This is a genomic window from Providencia sp. PROV267, from assembly GCF_028477825.1.
Classification (GTDB): Bacteria; Pseudomonadota; Gammaproteobacteria; order Enterobacterales; family Enterobacteriaceae; genus Providencia; species Providencia stuartii.
This window is the reverse complement of record NZ_JAMPLX010000011.1, coordinates 1-24,406: the sequence shown is the minus strand read 5'-3', so window position 1 is coordinate 24,406 and position 24,406 is coordinate 1. Positions and strand designations below refer to the sequence as shown.

General features: G+C 40.5%; 17 protein-coding genes. 9 read left to right on the top strand and 8 right to left on the bottom strand.

Annotated elements, in window-relative coordinates:
- Positions 1-22: 22 nt before the first annotated feature.
- From PR709_RS08690 to flhD, 8 genes are all read right to left on the bottom strand, one after another.
- Entirely contained in the window at positions 23-1,588 is a 1,566-nt protein-coding gene (locus tag PR709_RS08690; RefSeq protein WP_004918577.1) for a methyl-accepting chemotaxis protein, read from the bottom strand.
- A gap of 114 nt (positions 1,589-1,702) precedes the next feature.
- Positions 1,703-3,388 carry a methyl-accepting chemotaxis protein gene (locus PR709_RS08685; RefSeq protein WP_014658052.1) on the bottom strand — a complete coding sequence of 562 codons (1,686 nt, stop codon included), beginning with the start codon at positions 3,386-3,388 and terminating at the stop codon, positions 1,703-1,705.
- Between the two features lie 94 nt (positions 3,389-3,482).
- Positions 3,483-3,980, bottom strand: coding sequence for a chemotaxis protein CheW (gene cheW / locus PR709_RS08680; protein ID WP_014658051.1), 498 nt, complete (start codon positions 3,978-3,980; stop codon positions 3,483-3,485).
- 16 nt (positions 3,981-3,996) lie between these two features.
- Positions 3,997-6,072: a chemotaxis protein CheA gene (cheA, locus tag PR709_RS08675; RefSeq protein WP_004918571.1), complete on the bottom strand. Its 2,076-nt coding sequence runs from the start codon at positions 6,070-6,072 to the stop codon at positions 3,997-3,999.
- Positions 6,073-6,141: 69 nt separating this feature from the next.
- Complete coding sequence (gene motB, locus PR709_RS08670) at positions 6,142-7,095, bottom strand: flagellar motor protein MotB (RefSeq protein WP_004918569.1); 954 nt, start codon at positions 7,093-7,095, stop codon at positions 6,142-6,144.
- A gap of 7 nt (positions 7,096-7,102) precedes the next feature.
- The gene (gene motA / locus PR709_RS08665) at positions 7,103-7,990 is read right to left on the bottom strand and encodes a flagellar motor stator protein MotA (protein WP_004918567.1); all 888 of its coding nucleotides are present in this window, start codon (positions 7,988-7,990) and stop codon (positions 7,103-7,105) included.
- 95 nt (positions 7,991-8,085) lie between these two features.
- A complete protein-coding gene (gene flhC / locus PR709_RS08660) occupies positions 8,086-8,673 on the bottom strand; it encodes a flagellar transcriptional regulator FlhC (protein ID WP_040133449.1) in 588 nt (195 codons plus the stop codon).
- Entirely contained in the window at positions 8,673-9,020 is a 348-nt protein-coding gene (flhD, locus tag PR709_RS08655; protein ID WP_004918564.1) for a flagellar transcriptional regulator FlhD, read from the bottom strand. The genes flhC and flhD overlap by 1 nt, the downstream gene beginning before the upstream one ends.
- A 1,899-nt stretch (positions 9,021-10,919) precedes the next feature.
- On the opposite strand from flhD, the gene PR709_RS08650 reads away from it, so the two are divergent.
- From PR709_RS08650 to PR709_RS08610, 9 genes are all read left to right on the top strand, one after another.
- Positions 10,920-11,447 carry a Csu type fimbrial protein gene (locus PR709_RS08650; RefSeq protein ID WP_223854747.1) on the top strand — a complete coding sequence of 176 codons (528 nt, stop codon included), beginning with the start codon at positions 10,920-10,922 and terminating at the stop codon, positions 11,445-11,447.
- A gap of 41 nt (positions 11,448-11,488) precedes the next feature.
- On the top strand, positions 11,489-12,202 hold the full coding sequence (locus PR709_RS08645) for a fimbrial biogenesis chaperone (RefSeq protein WP_053110751.1): 714 nt from the start codon (positions 11,489-11,491) through the stop codon (positions 12,200-12,202).
- Entirely contained in the window at positions 12,174-14,570 is a 2,397-nt protein-coding gene (locus tag PR709_RS08640; protein ID WP_272570864.1) for a fimbria/pilus outer membrane usher protein, read from the top strand. Before PR709_RS08645 ends, PR709_RS08640 begins: the two co-directional genes overlap by 29 nt.
- A gap of 24 nt (positions 14,571-14,594) precedes the next feature.
- Positions 14,595-15,590 carry a Csu type fimbrial protein gene (locus PR709_RS08635; RefSeq protein WP_088499379.1) on the top strand — a complete coding sequence of 332 codons (996 nt, stop codon included), beginning with the start codon at positions 14,595-14,597 and terminating at the stop codon, positions 15,588-15,590.
- Between the two features lie 795 nt (positions 15,591-16,385).
- On the top strand, positions 16,386-16,904 hold the full coding sequence (locus PR709_RS08630) for an Hcp family type VI secretion system effector (protein ID WP_004918557.1): 519 nt from the start codon (positions 16,386-16,388) through the stop codon (positions 16,902-16,904).
- Between the two features lie 82 nt (positions 16,905-16,986).
- The gene (locus PR709_RS08625; RefSeq protein ID WP_272570863.1) at positions 16,987-19,095 is read left to right on the top strand and encodes a type VI secretion system Vgr family protein; all 2,109 of its coding nucleotides are present in this window, start codon (positions 16,987-16,989) and stop codon (positions 19,093-19,095) included.
- Positions 19,096-19,105: 10 nt separating this feature from the next.
- Positions 19,106-20,317, top strand: coding sequence for a DUF2169 family type VI secretion system accessory protein (locus tag PR709_RS08620; RefSeq protein ID WP_004918554.1), 1,212 nt, complete (start codon positions 19,106-19,108; stop codon positions 20,315-20,317).
- A complete protein-coding gene (locus PR709_RS08615; protein WP_004918553.1) occupies positions 20,310-20,666 on the top strand; it encodes a DUF4150 domain-containing protein in 357 nt (118 codons plus the stop codon). The genes PR709_RS08620 and PR709_RS08615 overlap by 8 nt, the downstream gene beginning before the upstream one ends.
- 9 nt (positions 20,667-20,675) lie before the next feature.
- Positions 20,676-24,406: DUF6531 domain-containing protein (locus PR709_RS08610; RefSeq protein WP_272570862.1), on the top strand; the 3,731-nt coding region annotated here is incomplete at its 3' end.

The following is a 24,406-nucleotide window of genomic DNA, read 5'->3' as shown; positions in this document are numbered from 1 at the left end:
TGCTTAGTCTTAACAATAATAACTAGCTAACCTGTGCGGCTTTTGTTTCTGACACTTCAAAAAAGGCAACTGTATCGACTAAGTTATTTGCCTGATCTTCCAAGGCAGCTGTTGCACTTGTAGATTGCTCCACTAACGCAGCGTTTTGTTGCGTCACTAAATCCATTTGGCTCACTGCGGTTGCGACCTGTTCGATACCACGACTTTGCTCATTAGAGGCAGAGGCGATATTGCCCATCAATTCGGTGACCTGATTAACTGCCGCCACTAATTCATTCATGGTTTGTCCGGCCTCATTAACTAATTGAGATCCTTGATTAACACGACCCACAGATTCATCAATTAGTGTTTTGATCTCTTTTGCCGCTTCTGCGCTACGCTGAGCTAAAGCACGTACTTCCCCTGCCACCACGGAGAAGCCTCGACCTTGCTCTCCGGCTCTTGCCGCTTCTACTGCCGCGTTTAAAGCCAAAATATTTGTTTGGAAAGCAATGCCATCGATTACGCTAATAATGGCGCTAATTTTTTGCGAGCTATGTGAAATTTCCGTCATGGTATCAATAACATCAACGGTAATATCGCCGCCTTTTGTTGCTGTTTTTGATGCTGATATTGCTAGCTCACTGGCTTGACGTGCGTTATCTGCGTTTTGTTTCACCGTCGCTGTGAGTTGCTCCATGCTAGCCGCTGTTTCTTCTAGCGACGCAGCTTGCTGTTCGGTGCGAGATGATAAATTATTATTACCCAACGCAATTTCACGAATACCGGTATACATTTGGTCGGTATTGGTACGTAAATTAATGACGGAGGTCGCCAGTGATTCTTGCATTAATTTTAGTTGCTCAAAGACCTCACCAATTTCGTCACGTGTCGTCACTCGAATATCTTGGTTCAACTTACCTTTCGCCAATTTCATAAAGTGATCGCTCATGCTCATCAATGGATAAATGAGTTTTCGTTTCATCCAAAAATGGGCTAAGCCAGAAACCGCTAAAATAATAAAAGTCACCGCAAAGAACATGAACCATGCCACTTTGTTATAAAAATTGGCGGAATCTAATGAGTTTTGGCTATCGGTATTCAATAAATTCAGGTATTGATCGATAACTGCGGCCATCTGTTCTTGATGTTGTTGTGCAGGTAATGCGACATAACCAGGAATATCATTTTTATCAATTAACGCTCTTAACTCTTTTAAAATCGCTAGAAACGCTTGATATTTTTCGTCAATAACCGCGAGGTTTTCGTGTTCACTCAATAATGGCTGAGCTTTAAATTTTTCGTAGTCGTCAGCAGCTTGTTGTAAAAATTGCTCAAAAACCGCTTTTGCGTTATTAATACTCGCGGTATCCGAGTCCACTTTCATATGCACGACAATTTGAGTCAATGTGCTACGAGCCTGCATCAAATCTTCATAAGTTGTTTCGAGTAAATCACGTTTTTTCGAACCAAGATCGATACGCTCTAAAGAGGAGAGCTCACTTGACACTATCCCTAATGAGAGTGCGCTCGACACAATTTGCATCCCACAAAACATCACGAGAAGCAGATATAAACTGACTGAAATCCGTATACTCTTACCAAACATATTTTATCCCCACATACGCCAGCCAAGATTTCCATGCGTTACAGTCACTATCGCAGTGATGCACAGAAACGCTGCCAAGTGTAAAACTTGGCAGCGCTAAGCTGAGCTGAGTCTTTAGAAAGTTTCCCAATTGTCATCATCTTGATGATTTTTCGATGATATTTTATTTAGATCCGGTGTCTTCACGACATTTGAAATGGTTCTTGCCGCAGGCTCAGTTGTTTGTAACTCTTTTTGTTTCATTGCAGGCAAACGGAAAATAGAGATTAACTGAGCAAGTTTTGCGACTTGTTCTTCCAAAACATTTGCCGCAACCGCTGACTGTTCAACCAATGACGCGTTTTGCTGTGTGACTTTATCCATCTCTTCAACAGCAATGCTGACTTGTGAAATGCCTTTGCTTTGTTCATCTGAGGCCAACGCAATATGCGACATGATGTCGGTAACACGGGTCACTGACTCGACAATTTTAGTCATTGTCTCACCTGCATCTTCTGCTTGGCGCGCGCCTGTATCCGTTCTTGATACAGAATCTTCGATGAGTGCTTTGATCTCTTTGGCTGCATTTGCACTACGTTGTGCCAGATTACGCACTTCATCGGCAACAACTGCAAACCCACGACCATGCTCCCCAGCGCGAGCAGCTTCAACCGCCGCATTTAGGGCTAATATGTTGGTTTGGAAAGCAATACTATCAATGACAGCCGTGATATCTGAGATTTTTTGCGAGCTTTCTGCAATATTCAGCATGGTATTTACCACGTTGGATACCACTTTCCCGCCCTCTTTCGCAATCGCTGAAGCTTGGCTTGCATATTCGCTTGCTTGGTGAGCGTATTCTGTATTTTGCTTAACCGTCGCCGTCAACTCGCTCATACTTGCCGCGGTTTCTTCTAAACAAGCCACCTGTTGTTGAGTGCGTGCAGAGAGATCATTATTACCCGCAGCAATTTCGCTGGTGCCTTGATAAATAGTCTCACTACCATCTCGAACGCCGCGTACGGTGTTGATCAGCTCTTTTTGCATATGCTCTACGCCACGCGCTAATTCACCAATTTCATTTGTTGCTTTAGTATCAACACTTGGGGTTAAATCCCCCGCAGCAAAAGTGGTAATTCGTTGAATTAAAGCTCTTAATGGTTCAATGATGCCTTTGCGTACATAGCGATAACTAAAGAAGCCAATCAGTGCTAATACGATTGATAAAACAATAATCATATAAAGTGATTCGCGATAATTTGCTTCTGCACGTTTCACTTCACTTTGGAAATCTTCCGAAATATCCGCAAAGTAAGCATTAAACTGTTCTTCAAATTTAATTTGATACCCAGATGTACGGTGAGCATAGAATTCATCTAACTGCCCTTTTTGAGCATATTTTCCTAGCTGGATCAGAGCGTCCCGATAAGTTTCATAGGTGGAAAAAAGCTGTTCAAATTTCGTTTTATCATGGCTCGTTTCTGCCATCAGGTTGATATATCGCTGATAAGCAGCATCTGCGGCTTTGAAATTACGCTCTGCCGCTTTAATTAAATCTTCGGCAGAAGCATCATCTTGGTAGGTACGCCCTTCCAATAAAAAAGCATTGACCGAGCGATTTAAATTAGAGCGAGCTTGTAATAAATTAACCCAACTTTCGGTTAATACTTGTCTTTGGCGTTGGAGCGAATTCAAATATTTAATACTGTCACTATTATCCCCAAGTTTATTGAACATCAAACCGCTGGATATTAATTGCAACAGAATAAAGATAACAATGACGGACAAAAGTCCTGATACGATTTTAATTCGGCTATGCATGATGTTTTACTAACATAATGTTATTGTAATTTGGATATCGGTCATAAGGCTAAAAACTTTAGCCATAGTAGATAGAATATTTGAGGCCAAGTTATTACTCGGCCATGTTGTCAATCAGTGCCATCTCATCACTGGTTAAAAGCTTTTCTATATCCACTAAAATCAGCATTCTTTCACCGACTGTACCTAGCCCTGTCAGGTACTTAGTAGATAATGTCACCGCAAAATCAGGCGGAGCTGCAATTTGTTCTTCGTTTAAAACCAATACATCGGAAACACCATCAACAACAATTCCAACAACACGATCTTTTAAATTCACCACAATAACGACGGTATTATCGTTATAAGTGACATTTTGATGAGAGAATTTCACACGCAGGTCAATAATAGGGATAATCACACCTCTTAAATTGGTCACCCCTTTAATAAAGTCTGGCGTATTGGCAATACGAGTCACTTGTTCGTAACCTCGGATTTCCTGTACTTTTAATATTTCAATGCCATATTCTTCTTCACCTAAAGTAAAAATGAGATAACCTTCCCCATTTTTTTCTTCATCAAGTTTATTTAAATCATCATCCAACATTGACATGGTGTTTAGCCTCTATTTAGTGCATAACGGGTTGTGCAATTTGCTGCTTCTTTTTGAGCAGAATGCTGTTATTCATTTGTTGTAGCTCGGCAACATCTAAAATCAGAGCGACCGAGCCATCCCCCATAATGGTGGCGGCGGAAATACCGGGGATTTTTCGGTAATTACTTTCAATATTTTTAACAACGACCTGCTGTTGCCCAATTAACTTATCAACCAACAGTGCAAAACGGTGTCCGGCATGTTGAATAATCAGCACAATACTGTTGGTTAAATCACGCTCTGCGCCTGTGATGCTAAACACTTGATGCAACTCAACTAATGGCAAATACTCACCACGAACCAATAACATTTTTTCCTCACCAGCAAGGCGATAAATATCTTCTTGGCGTGGTTGCAACGTACTGATAATGGCACTTAAAGGAACAATAAAAACATCCTCTGCAACTTTAACCGACATACCATCGAGGATAGCCAATGTGAGAGGCAGCAAAATGCGAATAATGGTTCCTTTTCCTTCGGTAAAACCAATCTGAATACGGCCCCCCATATCTTGAATATTGCGTTTCACCACATCCATGCCAACGCCGCGTCCAGAAACATCGGTGACCACTTCGGCTGTAGAAAAACCAGGCGCCATAATTAACATGGCTATCTCTTCATTACTCATGCCATCATGAACATTCATGCCTTGGGAGCGTGCTTTCGCCAAAATGCGTTCACGGTTAAGCCCCGCCCCATCGTCACGAACTTCAATACAGATGTTGCCACTTTGATGTGATGCAGATAAGGTCAAAGTCCCTGTTTCCGGTTTACCATTTGCCACACGAACTTCTGGTTTCTCGATACCATGATCGAGGCTATTACGTACAAGATGGTTAAGTGGATCTACAATCCGTTCAATCAAGCTCTTATCAAGCTCTGTCGCACTTCCTTCCACCTTCAGCTCTATTTTTTTGTTAAGCTTAGTGGCGATATCTCGCACCATTCGAGGGAAACGACTAAATACATAATCCATTGGCATCATGCGGATCGACATAACAGACTCTTGCAACGCTCGCGAGTTGCGCTCTAGCTGCACAATCGAACTCAATAAGTCACCGTATTCGTTATGGTCAAGCTGCTGGCTATGTTGTGTCAGCATGGATTGAATGATCACCAGCTCGCCGACTAAATTAATCAGTTGGTCCACTTTTTCCACGGCAACACGAATACTACTGGAATCCGCTTTCGCTTTTGCCGGAGGCGCCTTACGAGCTGTTGCCGTAGGTTTCGATTTCGTCGTCTCTTCAGCGTCTGTTTGTGGAGCCTTAGGTTTCATCGCCGCTTCAGCTACTGCCGTGGTAGCAACATCTTCGGCAGGTGACTTGGCAGCTGGCGGTAAATGGGCTAAACAAGTTTGAGCATCAACCACTTGATGTGTAATTTGTGATTCATCGACCACAAAACAGAGCACCCCACAAATATCGTCAATCACGGTATTTGTTCCAAGCCAAGCTTTTAAGCTATCTGCCGTTTTTTCGGTGTCATAAAGTGTGCCAAATAAAGCCAATTCTTCTGCTAATAAATCGACTTCATTGGCTTTTAGCTGACTTAGCGTGATAACAAAGTAATGGGTATATTCATCACTTGCCGCTATTTCAGTTACCGTCGGCTGTTCAATCGGAGTCGGTGCTTGGATTGGAAGTGCCTCAGTGACCACTTCTTCTGCTTTTTGTTCAACGCGGCCAAGCACCTCACAAATATGTTTAAATGCCTCTTCATCAGGTAACGAGTCATTTTTATAAGCTTCAAGTTGTGATGCCATCACATCTTTAGCGTCTAAAAAAACATCAATAATATCTGGCGTTAAAGTCAGTTCATCGTGACGTGCTTTATCGAGCAGGTTTTCCAATGTATGCGTGGTGTTTTGCAACTGTGTGAAACCAAAGGTCGCAGCGCCCCCTTTTATTGAATGGGCACTACGGAAAATGGCATTTAACTGTTCGCTATCTGGGTCGAAAGGATCGAGCTCAAGTAAATGTTGTTCCATATCCCTAAGTAGCTCATCAGCTTCATCGAAAAACGTTTGATAAAACTCGGTAATATCCATGGTTCTTATCCAATTTAGCTTAGGTTTCACTTAACGTTGTAAGTCTGTTTTTAAGTGTCACAACGAAAATTAATTTGAAGGCGTTAATACTGCTGCTGAATGAGTTGCCCCATCCGCCTTTTTTTCTGCATTCTCTATTGATGATGCCTCAGCGTCTTGCTGCGGTTTGTTCAATAGTTCATTCAGTGGCGTTGCACCATCGTATTCATGCAATATCTGTTCAGTCTCAGTTTCATTTAATACAATGATGCTAATACGGCGATTGACTGGCGCTAATCCATTGTTTTTATCCAGATGAATACTGGAAGCCATCCCTACAACACGTAAAATTTTGTCTTGGTTTAATCCCCCAGCGATAAGTTCACGACGCGAAGCATTTGCCCTATCAGCTGATAATTCCCAGTTGTTATAGTTGGCTCCATTCGCATACGGCAGATCATCGGTATGACCTGATATGCTAATTTTGTTTGGAACATCATTGAGTAAAGGTGCTATGGCACGCAAAATGTCACGCATATGTGGCTCAACATAGGCAGAGCCCACCATAAACATTGGGCGATTTTCACTATCAACAATTTGGATGCGTAAGCCATCATCAATCATGTCGATCAGTAGATGAGGCTTCAGTTCATTTAACCGCGGGTCTTTTAGAATCGCTTGCTCAAGCGATTGCTTTAGTTTTTCAAACCGATAATTGGATTGATCTTCTATTTTGTTATTCGGCTCAGGTAAGATATCCCCATCACGAAACACGATATCTTTCCCCCCGCCCGGAATTGGATTGGTGGCATCACCACTTTTAGTGCCTGAATTAATGGCTGTTTTTAATGGGGTACGAAAATATTCGGCAATCTGTGTCAATTCTTGTGGGCTAGATATGGAAATTAGCCACATCACTAAAAAGAACGCCATCATCGCCGTCATAAAGTCTGCATAGGCAATTTTCCAAGAGCCACCATGTCCATTTTGATGGCTTGCAACGCGCTTTTTGACTCGAATAATATGGGCGTTATTTCCTCTCATTGGCTCATTACTCCTCGCTCTGTGCTTGTGAACGATGACTAATTTTGACTTCGCGAACCTTATCTTCTAGTTCCATGAATGAAGGGCGATCAGCGCTGTACAAGACTTTACGACCAAATTCGACAGCAATTTGAGGGGCATACCCTTGTAACGCGGAAAGGAATGTCACTTTTATACATTCCAACATTTTTAATTGTTCATTGGTGCGTAAACGAATCAATGCAGCCAGCGGTAAAATAAACCCATAAGCCACTAAAATACCAAGGAAAGTACCAACCATCGCATGCGCAATTAATGCGCCTAGTTCACCCGCAGGGCGATCGGCTGATCCCAATGCGTTAACCACACCCAGTACGGCGGCAACGATACCAAAAGCCGGCATTGAATCCCCAACCATATTTAAACCAGAGGCAGGCACCTCACTTTCTTGGCGAAAAGTCTCAAGCTCTTCATCCATCAAGGCTTCAATTTCATGACTTTGTAGATTGCTTGTTACCATTAGGCGTAAATAATCCACAACAAACATCAGCGTTGTTTTATCTTTTAATACACGGGGATATTGCGAGAAAATTTCACTCTCTTGAGGGTTTTCAATGTCTTTTTCAAGCGCCAGTAAACCTTCTTGACGTGATTTATTTAATAACTGAAATAGCAATGCCATCAAATCCATGGACATCGCTTTGTTGTATGAAGAACGGCGGAACACGCGGGGTAACACTTTGCATAAGGCGATAATCGACTTACCACTGTTACCAACAACGAATGCACCGAAACCGGCACCTAGAATAATGACAAATTCAGCAGGTTGGTAAAGTGCCCCTAAGTGGCCACCAAGCATCAGATAGCCGCCGATGACTGTACCTGTAACAATGATATATCCGATGAGTATTAACACAATATTCCCTTCAACTCAGTTATGTAACAGATGGCAGTTAAAGGGAATATTAGGAAGGACAGATAATTTATTATCTGTTTACCACATCAATCCAATTACATTACCGCTTTAGTAATGCCATCCTGTCGATATACCGTAATATCGGCGAGATGTTCGGAAAGTTTACGTTTTTTTATTGCCCGTGATGGCGGCTGGCATAAACTGCAAGTAAAACTATTTTCTGGTATATGAGCATAAGTAATAAATGAGCCATGACAGCAGCTACACACCGAGCTTTGCAACATGCCACTCTCAACGAAACGAACTAGTGTCCATGCGCGTGTTAAAGCTAATAATGGTTCTTCTGATTGCGGTGCGCATTGTTCCAAATATAGACGATAAGCTTTCACAATGGCATCAACACCCTTGCAGTGCCCTGTGTTAATTAAAAACTGATAAGCGTTATAAAACATGGAAGAGTGAATATTTTGTTCCCAAGTCATAAACCAATCAGTTGAAAACGGAAGCATACCCTTTGGTGGTGGGCATCCTCTTAACTCTTTATATAAACGGATTAATCTACCTCGGCTAATTTGGGTCTCACTTTCTAACATTTGGAGACGAGCGCCTAAAGAAATCAGTTCCATCGCAAGGCGAATATCGCTAGCTTCTTTAACAATACTTTTTTCAGTAGTGCTACTCATCATTTTCTCGCTGTTTCATTGTCATGTGCCTTGTGCGTTTGCAACAAGTGAGTTGAAAGTAATATACCTGTATGAATTTGTTGTAATTCATCCACCCTTGAGTCACGTGTTAACTTCTCTATCGTGTCACTATTTTCAAATCTAAATTGGCAGATAAGCTGGTTTGTTTCTGCTAATTTAACTAATTGAGGCAAGGAAAGATCTGCTAATGTAGTCGCCATTGATTCAGAAATACCAAGACGAAACATCGCGGAGGCCTTTTCTTGAGAGATAAGTTTTTGAGCAAGCAGCAGATAGGAAAGATTAATATCGTATATATGCTTCAGAAAATCAGTCGTTGAGGTCATTTTTTTTCCTTTTAAATATTATCTACATCTGTGTGCAAATAGGACAAACATGAAGTTTAAACGTACCGCTATAACCTAATTTTTAATAATAAGAAAAATATACTAGGCGACAGTCTCCATTACCGATTCATGCCACTCATTAAGCGAATACCTATTAAGGAGTATAAAATACGTGAAAGTTAAAACTTAAATTAAATCTATTTCCTAAATACTTACAAAAAATAATGAACCAACTAAAATCTTTATCAAATGTAGGAATTTGCCGATATCAATTTTAGTCGTTATTTATTATGCACCACAAAATTAACTATTCAAGATGCTGATGTTTCTTTTTACCCTATTAGAACGATAATCCGTCGATTCATAAACAATTCTTCATTATAACTATATCTTCTACTTCCATATCTCAAATAACCACGACATATAAGTTTGACATAACCCAAATTGCAACACCTTAGATAACCTTTCTACTCATATTTGTTTAAAAGTCAACTAAAAAGACCAAGCATAATAGACAAAACAGGATATTGATCTATATCAAAGAAAGTTATTGGGAAACTCTTATCTATTTTAGGTAAACGTTCAAATTGAATGAGAAACAGATTTAATTTTATCCATTAAATTTCAATTAATTCAATAAAGTAAATATTATTCATTCAAAATTCCTCAACCTCAATTGTTTGTTTTTTATACTGCAATTCAAATGATGCATTATAAATCCCACTTAATATTTAATAAGTTTCATTAATCAATTAAATGATATTGATTATTATTTACTCTTTCGCTTTACTGGTAATTTTTTCTTAACAAAATACAATTTATTTTTTCAAAAACCGCTATTTTTTTATCTGAGAAATAGCAATATCAATTAATGTTTAAAGAGAAATTCATTATTTACCTCATTTATTCTTTATTGGTTGGGCAATAATTTTACTTTTGGCAATTTGTCATTGGCGTCTATTTTTTTTAATAAAATGATCAACCTACATTTCCAACGTCGCAAATAGTGAGATCAAGAAAATAAATTATTCGGGTTATAAACATTATTTTTCTATTAATTTATTGTTTCAATATTTAGAGATTTAGTTGCATAAAAACATAAAAATTCAAGCATTATCTGATTACTAATTTTCTTTCAGAAAGGTAAAATTTTACTCCCTTCTAGGTAACAATTAGTAACATTAAGTTATAGTTTACAACTGATACTATCTATTTTTATTTTAACAAATTGACTATTTTCAATAATCGACATAAGTAAAATTTCTTAGCAACTGCAAAATGGATCCAGCTATCTCCTCTTTTCATTTCAAAATTTCATTTCAAAAATAAAATAGGATCTAATAGCCAATTTGTTGAATTTATGAGCAAAAATAGAATCTCAAAAATGAGATAAACATCACAATTAGTTTCATACTTTCTGAAAGTTTTCCAATTAATGGGATAGTTTCAAATAATGCCGCTGAATAGAGCTTCATCAAGTTATATAAACTGTTTTAAAAGTAATCACTTAGCTCTTTTCTATCTCACTAGCTTAAAAATTTTTTTTCATTGCCTACCCACCTTGATAAAAAGGCGATAAAGCGCCGAAAAAACCGCCTTAAAACGATAAAAAAGTCCTTGCTTTGACTTTGTTTACAACATTAAACAATTGATTAACTTTATGATAACAAAAATAACAATCGCGACTATTCGAAGATAGTGAGCTATTTTCCATCCAAAAAAATACCAATATTATCAATAAATTAAATCATTCCTCATATATTAACCATCTCAATAACAAAAAATAACAGATAATAATATTGCTTTTATTCTTTTTATGATGAATTAATTTATACGTTTTCGCTGTCAGAAAGTAAAAATTCAAGATTAATATAACGATAATCCCTACACGAGGTTCCTATGATACCGACAGTGAAGAACGTATTTCTTCTAACTATTGGCTCCTATTCAATGTCATCCAGTCTTAATGCAGCAAACTTAGCAACAACCACTTTTCAAGTTTTAATGACGGTAACCAGCTCCTGCCAAGTGAGTGTTAATTCTGATATCAACTTAGGCTCCGTCAGTTTAAACACTAGCAATCCATCGTCGAAAACCACATTGAGTGTGACCTGCTCGAAAAACATTCCTTTTAGCATTGGGTTGTCACCTTCGGCGCTGAATAGTGGTACGGATGATGGCACAGGCACTTTATCTTCAGTGACTAATTCAATAAGCAACACCGATAAAATTCCTTATCAGCTCAAACAATCATCTGCAACAGGAAGTCATTGGGGAAATACCGCAACATCGTTAACGCAAGGAAATGGAATTTCCGGAACGGGCAATGGAGAGGTGCAAAATTTTACAGTTTATGCGGTAGTGACAAACACTAATTTCACGCCAGATACCTATTCTGACGTTGTCACTGTTAACGTCAATTATTAAGGCTTCGTCATTTCAAAATCACTATAAGGAAGATCAAACGAATGGCATGCAGACTTTCACCATTATTTATCTGTTCATTCATCTGGTTATTCTACTCAAGCCAGCTTTATGGAGGTGGGTTACAAGTCACACCTGTCACACTGACATTTAATCCCCAACAGAATTCCGCAGGAATTTGGCTAAGTAATAATGGAAAAGAGCCGATACAAGCGCAAGTGAGGACATTTCTCTGGTATCAAAAAAATTCAAGCAATGAGCTAGTGGCTACCAGAGACATTATTATCAGTCCTCCTATGATCAAACTGAACCCCAATGAACAACAATTAGTCAGAGTGATCCGGAACAACAATATAATGGGGAGTGAAGAATTAGCCTATCGCCTTTCAATAAATGAGTTGCCTACCGGGCAGAATAGCAGCAATAAATTACAATTTGTTTTGCATTATTCACTGCCTATTTTTGTACAACCCTTAAATATGTCGAGTACTACCGTTTTCTTAGAATGGCAGCTCATAAAACATCCATCTAAAAACACCCTGATTGTACATAACAACGGCAATAGCCATGCCCAACTATCCAATATTCACTTCATTGACTGCAAAGGAAAACATACGATCATCAATTCCGGCTTGTTAGGATACGTATTGCCGCGCTCAACGATGCAATGGGAAGTAACACTGCCCGAAGTTTGCTCCAAACCAAACAATACAATAAAAGCTTTGATCAATGGTGAACAGCAAACCTACCCTATTTAATATTTGTTACCTGCATTTATTAGCAGAAATTTCCCTGCTATTTGCTGCTTTTTATCCTATTTTGGTTACCGCTCAGCTAAATGCTTACCCAACTTCCTTTGAACATTTGATTGATGATACTTCATCGCTACCCGGCACTGAGCTTTATCTTGAGGTCATCATTAATCAAACGCATTTTGGTATTGCTCGCTTTGGTTACCAAGATGACACACTGTGGGTAAGTGCTGAAACATTAAAACAATTACATTTCAATCTCCCCACACAACATAAAAGCCTTATCGGCTTGCATGAACTAACCGAGATTAGTTATCGCTATCATGCCGATCAGCAGAGATTGATTATTGACGCCCCACTTTCATTATTAACTCTTAACGCTACCACTATTGACTTAATAGCGTCAGAACAAGTGCAAGCTCACGCCTCAAAAGGCGCTTTATTAAATTATGATTTGCATCTAGCGAAAAATATCACCAATTCATTAAGCAGTTTTTCTGAATTACGATTATTTAATCCATTTGGCCTATTGAGTACGACACAGCAAAGCCACAATACACTGGGACACCCTGAATTATCCTCCTCATTGACGCGCATAGATACTGCTTGGCGCTCCTCATTTGAAGACAAACACCTATTTTTGAATTTAGGGGATACCGTCACTCGTGCTTTAACATGGTCACGCGCCACACGGATTGCAGGGTTACAAATAGCTACTGATTTTTCCTTACAGCCATATATGCCAACTGCACCATTGACGACTTTTTATGGTTCGGCAACGGTGCCATCAAACGTGGAATTATATATTGATGGTATTAAACGCTATAGCGGTGAAGTGCCAATCGGTCATTTTGCATTAAATAGCTTACCGACGGTCAGTGGTGAAGGAAAAGCGCAAATTGTGTTAACTGATTCATTAGGTAGAGCCACGACTCAGAATATTTCATTTTATAATGACCAAACATTATTACGTGAGGGGCTTGTTGATTGGTCAGCTGAAATTGGCTTTATACGTGAAAATTATGCTATTCGCTCATTTGATTATGCTAGCAAGCCCGTTATAAGCACAACGGTTCGTTATGGGGAAAATAATTATTTAACAACCGGCACTCATGCCGAATTGGCAACCGATTTGTTCAATTTGGGGATTGAAAGTCATTGGATACCACAAATAGGAGGAGGAACACTTTCAACCGCTATCGCGATAAGCACTGACTCTCGCACTCCAGGTTGGCTCTATTATGCGGGTTATCATTGGGCTAATAATCTCATTAATTTCAGCGCCTCAACCACCATAACCACACCTCAGTATCATGATATTGCAACAAATTATTCTGCGCCACCATTGGCGTTTAATGGTAATGCTGTTTTTGGCTATAATTCGGAATATCTTGGTAGTTTTAGTCTGTCCTATTTTGGCTTTCGCCCCCATAATGATCCGACAATAGGTTATTTGGGTGCTCATTGGTACAAACCTATTAACGATACGCTATCTATTAGCGCCAGTATTAATAAAAAACTTACCGATGATAAAGAAAGCATTATATACCTAGCAGCCACCATGCTACTCGGGAATAAGCAAAGCATTCGCATCACGAGCCAAAAAAATCAGAATGCTCAAACGTACCAGATAAATGCAAACCAATCGGCCCCTTCTGAGGGAGGGTTAGGCTGGAATATTACGGCAAGCAAGCAGGATAGTGAAAATAATCACCAAATCGATATTAATTATTTTACCGATAAAATACATCTTAGCTCAGGGTTTAATAATCTAAACCAAACCCACTCACAGTATATTGGTGCAAGTGGTGCTATCGTCGCGGCTAATAATCACTTTTTTATTTCAAAGCCAATTATGAATAGCTTCGCCATTGTATCAACAAATGGTATCGGCAACCTTCCTATTCGGTTAGAAAATAGCGTTATCGGTACAACAAATCATGATGGGTTACTTTTAATTCCTTCACTTAATAGTTACCAGCGAAATGTGCTAACGTTAGATCCAACTCATTTACCTGCCAATATTCAAGTTAAACAGACCCAAATAGACGTTATCCCCAAATATCATTCAGGTGTTCTCGCTAAATTTGATTTAATTAAAACGCACCCTGCATTAGTGATCCTCGCTGACCCAAATGGTGTGCTATTACCCGAGGGAAGCCAAGTTGCATTAAATGGCCAAAAAGAGAATTTAGTGACAGTGGGATACGATGGCATAGCCTATTTCGATACCTTAAAAACTGACAACCATCTGCTGATCCATTACCCCAAAGGAGAATGTACTGTCACATTTACCTATCCAAAAACCGATGAGCTTATTCCTCAGATTGGCCCATTACACTGCCATCCTGAGTCATCCCCTTATTTAGATTAAAATCCGTCAACCAAGGATCAAATAATGTCTATTCACATTACCAACAAATACAAAACGCTGAGCTTATTATTCACTTTCTTTGCAATATTTCTCAATCAACCTCGCCCCGCTTATGGCTTAACTTGCTCCATTTTAAATATCGACACACTTAATTTCGGCAACATCATGCCCTTAACTAATAATACTGCAACTACCTCACTCACTATTCACTATAGTTGTACGAAGGAGTTACTCGATACGTTTCTTGGCGCCACACTATGTTTAAATATAGGTAATTCCAGTACCTCTAGCCAAATCGTTTCTCGGCAAATGTCCCCCATTGGAATAAATGCCCCCATAAGCTATCAGTTATATCAAAATGCAAATTATAGTCTTATTTGGGGGAGCCAATATATTTCTGACACTAGCCCTGTCATGATCAAACTGAATATCGGTCAAGGGTCAACGCCAACAACAGGTTCGGTGACCGTTTATGCCCAATTATCGCTCAATCCATCAACCGTGATCCCTGCCACTTATATTGATACCTATACCTCATTGACTGCTAGCTCAACTTTAAATATCGGTCTGCTCAGTACGCCAAATAGTTGCGGTTCCATTATTGGCCCCACTTTTCCTTTTACTGTGACAACCACAGTTAATAAGCAATGCATTGTTTCCGCCAGCGGCGATATTCATCTCGGTAATGTCAAAAGCCAGACAAGCAACACCACAGCTAATGGTAATATTTCTGTTACCTGTACAAATACAACCCCTTTTAGTATCGGTTTACTACCTTCAAATAATAATTTGCAAGGTGCAGGTTTCTTGCAAAGTCCAACAACAACCGATCAAATACCTTATCAACTAAGCTCAACACCAGGACCCAATGGGATAATATGGGGTAACAACCTCGTTAATTTGGTTTCCGATATAGGCTCTGGTATCGCTAAGCTTTACCCCGTGTATGTCACTGTTCCTTCTGCTAACTACCAACCCGGAAATTACAGCGATACCGTGACAGTTAATGTCAGCTATTAGTTTTATGGCAAAACAGAGTTAGTTAGACATCATCAAGATATTCCTATTTTGATAAGAGCTTAGAGCTTGTTCTAATTCATTTTCCCATATCATATGCTTTAAAATTCATTAAGTAATAAATAAGGTGTGAAAATAAAATATAAAATTCATCAATATCTTTTAATTAAGACAATCGCCCTATGAGTACAAAATTCCACGCTGGGAATGATCTTTGAAGATTTGCTTATTAAACAATGCATGTAACTATTTGTTATTATGGATAAAAATTAAAACAATCAGAATAATTATTTTATAGGATATACTTTTTTAGCATTAAAATTTACAACTAACAGACTTTATCCTCTACTTAACAAGCATTCTAAGTGTAAGATTTTTTATCATTGTAAAACAATGAGTTAAAGAAATTAAACGTTAGGAATTTTCTGGAACGTTTTTTCGCTCAATGTACATAGATTTTTTCTAATATTTTCGATAGTTAAGCGTTTTTCATCAAAATAACGAACAAAAGCGAAAACATTTTATACTGCTTAAATACTAAAAATGGCAAAACGAAAGCAATAAATATCGATATGACAATTATTTTACGCTGAGTCACTTATCCTAGGCCGTTCGGATTATTCCGATACATTTACATCCCCACCCTCGGCATATATTATTTTTCCTAACCGAAATCACCATGCGCATTGGCTGATATTAATGATATTGAGCAAGGAATATATTGCTCTTATTGCAATAAACCATCGTTATTAATCACCTGACTTATTATGATAACTCAGGATAATAAAAGGACATATTATGCCAACTCCATGTTATATCTCTATCGAAGGAAAAACGCAGGGCAACATCACTGCGGGAGCATTTACCCCTGAATCGGTCGGTAACATCTACGTAGAAGGTCATGAAGACCAAATGCTGGTACAAGAGTTTTCCCATATTGTGACCGTACCAACTGACCCCCAATCCGGTCAACCTTCAGGCCAACGTGCTCACAAGCCATTCCGTTTTACTGTGGCATTAAACAAAGCGGTACCACTGCTGTATAACGCACTGGCGTCCGGTGAAATGCTGCCAAAAGTGGAACTGAAATGGTACCGCACGTCTGTTGAAGGGAAGCAAGAGCACTTCTTCACCACCACACTGACCGATGCGACTATCGTCAACATCGATTGCCAAATGCCACACTGCCAAGATCCGGCCAAAGCGGATTATACGCAGCTGCTCGAAGTATCACTCTCTTACCGTAAGGTGGACTGGGAGCACACCGTAGCAGGCACTTCTGGTGCTGATGACTGGCGCGCACCGCTGGAGGCGTAATCGCTTCACTCGACGAGCCTACATAGGCTCGTCTTTCTCTATTTAATGTCATGACGCCTACCCGTTAATTCGGAGCCTATTTATGTTCTCAAAAGACCCCAAAAAACCATCTATAGATCCGATAGCCTCGATTCAAGACGAAGTCATCAATCAAGCTAAAGATGCCTTAATTTCTCAAGCGTCCGCCAAAACTCAACAAGCCATTAATGCGGCGCAAACAGCGTTATCTGTAGCCTCTAATATGACCTCACGCCTTGATGGTGTTTCTGCTGCACTCACACCCGGCGGTGGGTTTACTGGTGGACTACAAGGAGCAATATCTTCAGAAACAGGCGCTTATAGTGAGATGGCTGATAAAGCACAATCCACACTTCTCAGTGCTCTAGGACTCAACCCTGATCCAAGTGGATTAGTATTTACCTGTGAAATCGGATTATTACCTCCGGGAACATTACAAGTTACCGATTTTTCATTAACGGAAGGGCTTTCTTCACTCTTTAGCTTGAGCATTAATGCCGTCAGCCTACTCCCAGTGATAGATTTCCAAGAACATCTTGGTCAAGTTTCATCACTTACCGTCAAACGTGACGGTAAAGTTGTGCGTACCGTAAAAGGTATTCTTGCAGGGGCTGCTCAAGGTAATACCGATGGAGTGAAAACGTGGTATCATTTTGATATTCGTCCTGAAATGTGGATCATGACCCTCAACCAAGACAGTCGTATTTTCCAAGACCAAAACGCCCCCACCATTTTAAAAACCTTATTAGACGAAGCGCACGTCAAATCAGACTGTCTTTTTTACCGTGAAGCTTTACATCCGGTACGGACCTACACCACACAAAAACGGGAATCCGCTTATGACTTTTGGTGTCGCTTAGCCTTTGAAGAAGGGATTAACTTCTGGTTTGAAGATGAAGAGATGTTCTATAGCGATGAACATATGGGAATGACCGCGGGGATCCACCTCACCTACAACCCACAAGCCGATACCGATATAACGGATAGCACCGTTTCAACATGGCAATACGGTGAATATCTATGCTCAGATGAGACGATCCAAAAAGATAATAATTATGTTCGACCTTCCTACCCTCTGATGCATAAAGGGAAATTAGAAAAAGGAGGGCAACATAGTGTGTTTGAAAGTTATGGTCGTTTCCAATTAGATGCGGAAGGCGAACCTTTAACAAAGGTCCGATTTGAGCAATTACGTAGCGGTAGTCGCATGGGGAATGCCACGACTAACTGTTTTGCCTTACGTCCGGGAAAAATTTTCACCTTACAAAATCACCCAAATGCGCTGATGAATGACAGTTGGCAAGTCATCACTGTCACTCACCATGGCGTACAACCACTCGCCGATAACGGGGGTGGTGACGGAACTCAACTAAGTAATAGCGTTACATTTATACCTGGCCGTGAAGAATGGCGCCCGCCTCATCATTACAAACCAACTGCCGATGGTGATGAATTAGCCACCGTAGTTGGTCCTCCAGGAGAAGAAATTTACGTCAACGAATATGGTGCCGTTAAAGTCCATTTCCATTGGGATCGCTATGGTAAGCCTGATCATGGCGCCTCCTGTTGGGTGCGTGTTGCTATGGGATGGAGTGGCAATGGCTACGGTTTTTCTGCCGTACCTCGTATTGGCACTATTGTGCAGATAAGCTACTTAAACGGGGATATTGATCGCCCCATTATCACGGGATGTACCTACGATGGGCGTAATGCACCACCAATAAAATTTCCTGAAAATAAAACGCGTACGACCTTCCGTACGAAAACCCATAAAGGAAAAGGTTTTAACGAGCTACGTTTTGAAGATGAGGATGGCAAGCAGGAAGTGTTTATTCATGCCCAAAAAGACATGAATACGAAGGTGCTCAATGACCGTACTACCCATGTATTACATGACCATATGGAAGTGGTTGATAACGACCAAGAGATGCTGGTGAAAGGCAATCGCACTGAAAGCATTAATAAAGACAATACAGAGACTGTTGGGCAAAGTAAAACTATCAATGTTACCAATCAATTATCCATTAATGTCGGTGATGTCATTGAACTCCGCTGTGGAGCCAGCGTGTTGCGGATGGATAGTGCAGGCCATGTCACAATTAATGGACATAAGTTTAATTTTGAAGCATCCGGACCTGTACAAATTACCGGTAAAGATGTGGACTTAAACTAGAGGATAAGAAATGGAATTTCGTAATCTTACGCCTTTTTCAGTTCTTAATTATAAAATGCTCAATGTGGAAGATATTGAGCACCATGTAATTGCTATGAAGGTTGGGTACGCTCTGGTCCCAACAGAAAATAAAGGGGAATATGTTCCTTCTTTACTGACTGATTTAAATTTTGAGTTTGAAGATCAATTTATTAGTAAACCAAACAGTTCATCTGTTCTCGTAGAAAGTGACTTAGCCCCCTTCAAACCTCATTGTGATGTACTAATCAATGGCATAGCGTATGCACCAGACAACACGCCCGCTGAATCCATTACTGTCTCTTTTACCATGACAAGCCGAGATAATAAGGTACTAATTGAAAAATCCCTACGCTGTTTTGGGGCTCGTCAGTTTGTACTCGATGAAAAGTCAGGTGAATGGAAGTTAACTTCTCCTTCTCCCATACGGCAATTGCCGATTGATTATCGTTATGCATTTGGTGGTGAATGTAAGGTCTATGAAAATGAAAAACTGGCTAAGCCTATTCCCGATGAAGCGTTATTTCCTGAGGCGCTACGTGCTGAGCATCCTGAAAAGGATTTCGCACCGATAGCACACAGTACCTATGAATACAATCCGCTAGGACAAGGATTTATCACGCCATGGTATCAACAATCTAAAGAAATCACTGTACTTCCTGCCCCACAAATCGAATCATTAGAATATCCAATCACCACTGAATGGTTGACGTCACAATTAAATAATGAGTTGCAACAAAATCCTGTCGCTGGATTTGGGGCGATTGGTCGAGCATGGTTGCCTCGGCGCTTGCTTGCTGGAACCTATGATGAAACTTGGTTAAACCAACGTCATCCTTATCTCCCCAGTGATTTTGATTTTGGTTATTGGAACTGTGCACCAATCGACCAACAAATTACTTACCCAAAAACTGATTTTTCACTAATACTCAAAAATTTAACACCAAGTGGTGAACTCAACACAACATTACCGGGACATCGGCCTTTTGTTTTATTGCGCATGTTAAATGGCCTTTTTATCCCTCTACATCTCAATTTAGATACGCTGTTAATTGATACTGAGAAATTACAACTGTCCTTAACCTATCGCTTAATGTTTGAAGCTGATTTACCTATACGTGTATGTGAAGCACGATTTGAAATGGATCCAAATGCCCCATTAGTTCGTCTTGCTGAAACTCAAGAGGAGTTGAACCATGGCTGATAATTATTTAGCTCGCCAACAAGGTGAATGGTTGGTGATTAGCTTAACCCCTGATGTCTGTAAAACGCCTATGGGTTCATCAACACCGCCAATTCCATACCCTGTTATTGCAAAATTAGAAACTGCAGTCTCTGTGGTGCCATCCGTCAAAGCCAATGGTCATCCTGTTGTTGTTTACGATCAAAGCTATATTCCAACCACTTTAGGTGATGCGCCAGGAGTAGCTAATGGTGTGAAAAGTGGTACTGTCGGCGGCAAATGCTATCCCATCGAGCATTCAAAGAGTGTTCGAGTAGGAAAAAAACCTATATTGCGTCATGACGATAAATTTTGGATGAATGGGAAATAGGGATAATAAATGTCTAATCACCAAGATAATGTAGATGCAATGCTCGTAATTGGTTCGAGCCCACTAGCTAAGCCATACCCACCATTTGAGCAAGTCAAAGATAAAGTTGCTGATTGGAGGTTATACAGTAATGCCAGATTTGATGACACTAGCGAACGCCTTATTTATATCGAATTTGACGATAGCTCATATAATATAATTTCAACAGGAAAATATTCACATGAAGAATATGAAATTTTTCGCCAGCAAAACCCTTCACTCAATTTACCTGAATTAAATTCGGATGAGAAAGGTTACCCTGAATCTGGGTTTATTAGCAGCCGAGAGGACGAAATTAAGAAACATTCCAACATTTCTGCAAATGGTAATACTCAAGGTGTCATTACACACCAAGCAAAACCTTCCTCTGCCCCTGTAGAAAATGCTAATCCCATTGTTAAGACAGAAACACCCGCAGAAAAAAAAATGTCAACACGGCATCCAGTCTCTTTATTGACAGCTGAAGAGGCTGAAAATGTCCGTCAGTGGGCTGAAGAACGAAAACAAGATTTAACCAAATGGGCAACTCAAACTAGTCACGAAGTATCAGCAGCTATTGACTCTCCTTTTGAAGGATTAAGCGGTGCTCTCAAAGAAACATGGAATGTGGTACCTGATGTACTCGACCTAGCTTATACTGGAGCTCAAATTATTGAAATTACAGGGAGTGTTCTTGGCTCAAAAATTGCTGGACTATTCAATGCTAAGTGGCAAAAGCAACTGGAAGATCATGCTCAGTTAGTTCGAGATCAATTTGGTGAATCTCCATTTGATGCTATTCGATTTACAGAATTGTCAGATGCAGAAAAAGGCGGTGCATTTCTGATGATGTTCACCCCAGTTGGTTTGGTAAAAAAAGCTGGAAAAAAATTGGGGAAAGAGCTCACTCAAGAAGCGGCTGAGATTATCGGCAAGACTTCGCGAAAAACATCTAATGAAGTAGCAGATATTGCTAATAAAGCACCATCTTCTGGCGGAACAGTTAAACCAAATACGAACTCGCCATCAAATAAAACCTCCGATACTCCATCAACTAAAGTCAACGAAGACACAAAAAAAACCCAAAAAAATCAAGATGGAAAAGGAAACGATACTGATAAAGTAAATACCTGTGGTGACCCCGTCGATATAGTGAGAGGCGATCTCATTCAAGCATGGTCAGTCATTAATATTCCGGGTCTATTACCTATCGAACTAACGCGAACCTATTACTCTACTCAATCCCCCAATGGTATTTTTGGAAAGAAATGGGCAGATAACTGGTCAATGTATCTGCTAATCAATGACAACACAATAGACTTTCAAGACCCTGAGGGGAGCTTATATACTTTTACCGCTCCTAACGATGAAGTGCGCTCCCGAAACTTACGAGCTCCACATTATCTACTATTGGGTAATAAACAAACAGGGCTACAAATACAAGATAATCGCCGTCAACGTATCTATCACTTTGATACATTATCTTTATCTTGTCGTCGATTAGTTAAAATCACTAATTTGCAAGGAATTGCACTACACTTTCATTACGATGATAAACAGCAACTCAGCCACATTTTACGTGATGATGGTTTTTTGGTTCGACTCCATTATCAACACAACCAACTAACTCATATCAATTATGAGCATGCTCAGCAAATACAACGGTTAGTTACGTGTCAATATGATAATCATGGTTATTTAAGTGAATGTGATGCTTTCCAACAAAACCACTTATGGCACACTTATACACCTGAAGGTTGGATGACCTCATGGCGAGATACAGATCAAACAGAACTCACTATTTGTTATGATAAACAAGGACGGGTCATTCAAACTCATTCAGATAGTGGGTATTGGTGCGATCGTTTCTTATATGATGACACATTACAGATTAACACTTATATAGACGGTGAAGGAGGTCATTACCGCTATTATTACAATGAAGATCAATTGGTCGTGCGTACCCTTGGCCCTTTAGGTCGAGAAACTCGCACACAGTGGCGTGATTTTCAAAAGATCAGTGAAACCAATGATACTGGTGAGACTACACACTATATCTACCATGTCGATGGGTTACTGGCACAGATTCACCTACCAGATAAACGTAAAGTGGGTTATGAATATAATGATAATGGACAACTCACTCGTTACATTGCCCCAACAGGCGACGAATGGCAGCTAAGCTATGATACGCAAGGAAACCTAATAGCCATCATCGACCCACAAGGCCAAATACAAACTTACGAATATAGCCAACACGGCGAACTGCTCAAAGCCATTTCTCCCGATGGTGCACAGTGGCAATATGAATACAACGCCGCACATCAACTGATTAAGAGCACTAACCCATACCAAAATAGCACTGAATATCAGTTTGATGAACTCGGTCGCTTACAAGCTTATACCGATGCACTCAAGCACACTACCCGCTACCGTTATAGTCAAGAGCATGACGGCGTTAACGGCAGTGTCAGCGATGTATTATTACCTGATGGCACCCATCAACACATTGAATATGACAGCGAGCGCCGCGTTGTTGCGGTCACCGACGGTGAAGGTCGCACTACCCGCTATCGGTATGGCCCGTTTGATTTGCTCATGGCAATGGTACGCCCCGATGGCAGCGAAATTCATTTTGAATATGACGCATTAACTCGTCTGAAAAAAGTGATAAGCTCACTCGGTGAAACATATACCTATGAGCGTGATGCGGCTGGGCAAATCATTCGAGAAACCGATTTTACTGGACGCGTACTTGAATATCGTTACGACCGCTTAGGCCGACGCATTGCCACTCGTTACCCCGATAACCACGAGCTTCGCTGGCGCTATGCCTCCTCGGGAGTCATCATTGAACAAAGTGAATGGGTCGACGATGGCATTAACACGCAATGCCTCTCCACCACCACCTATGAATACGATACCCATTTACGCCTCGTTAAAGCCACTAACCCCGATTCGGTGGTCGAGTTCGAATACAATGCCCACGGCCAGTTAACCTGCGAACGCATTAATGGCCGTGAGGTACACCATCAATGGGATGAAGCTACACATACCCTCACCCAAACGCGCTTTGGTGAACGTGAACTCCATTACGCTTTCGGTCAATTGGGGGAATTAACTTCCCTACAAGTGGGTCAGCATGCCCCCTTACGCTTTAGCTACAATGCCGTGGGGCAAGAATATTTACGCCGCAGTGACGCCGGCTTTGTGAACTCCAGTCACTACAATGCAGCCGGTTTATTAGCACACCAACGCGCTGGACGCGGCTCCGAGAACTTCTTACGTGCCATGCAAGAAGCGCCGCATCTGCCTCCGGTCTGTACCGATGTGCACCGGTCATTCCACTATGACCGCGCCCATAATGTCGTGGGTATTGAAGATACGCGTTGGCAGCGAACCCAATACCGTTATAACGCCAATGACCAAATCACAGAAACCCAATACAGTAATCAGCACCGTAGCCAATACGAGCGTTTTCAGTACGACGCTAACTTAAACCTGATTGAACACACTGTCGTGCCTGAAGGCGCTCAAGTGGCTCTCCATCAGTTATCCCAACAGCAACAAGCCGGACGCGTTATTCGCCGTGGATTACCTCGTGGCTATCAAGACTACCATTACGATGTGAATGGGCGATTGGCTAAGAAAGTGGTACATCAACACGGCTATCGCCCTCAAGAGTGGCGCTATCTGTGGAACACCCAAAACCAACTTATCAC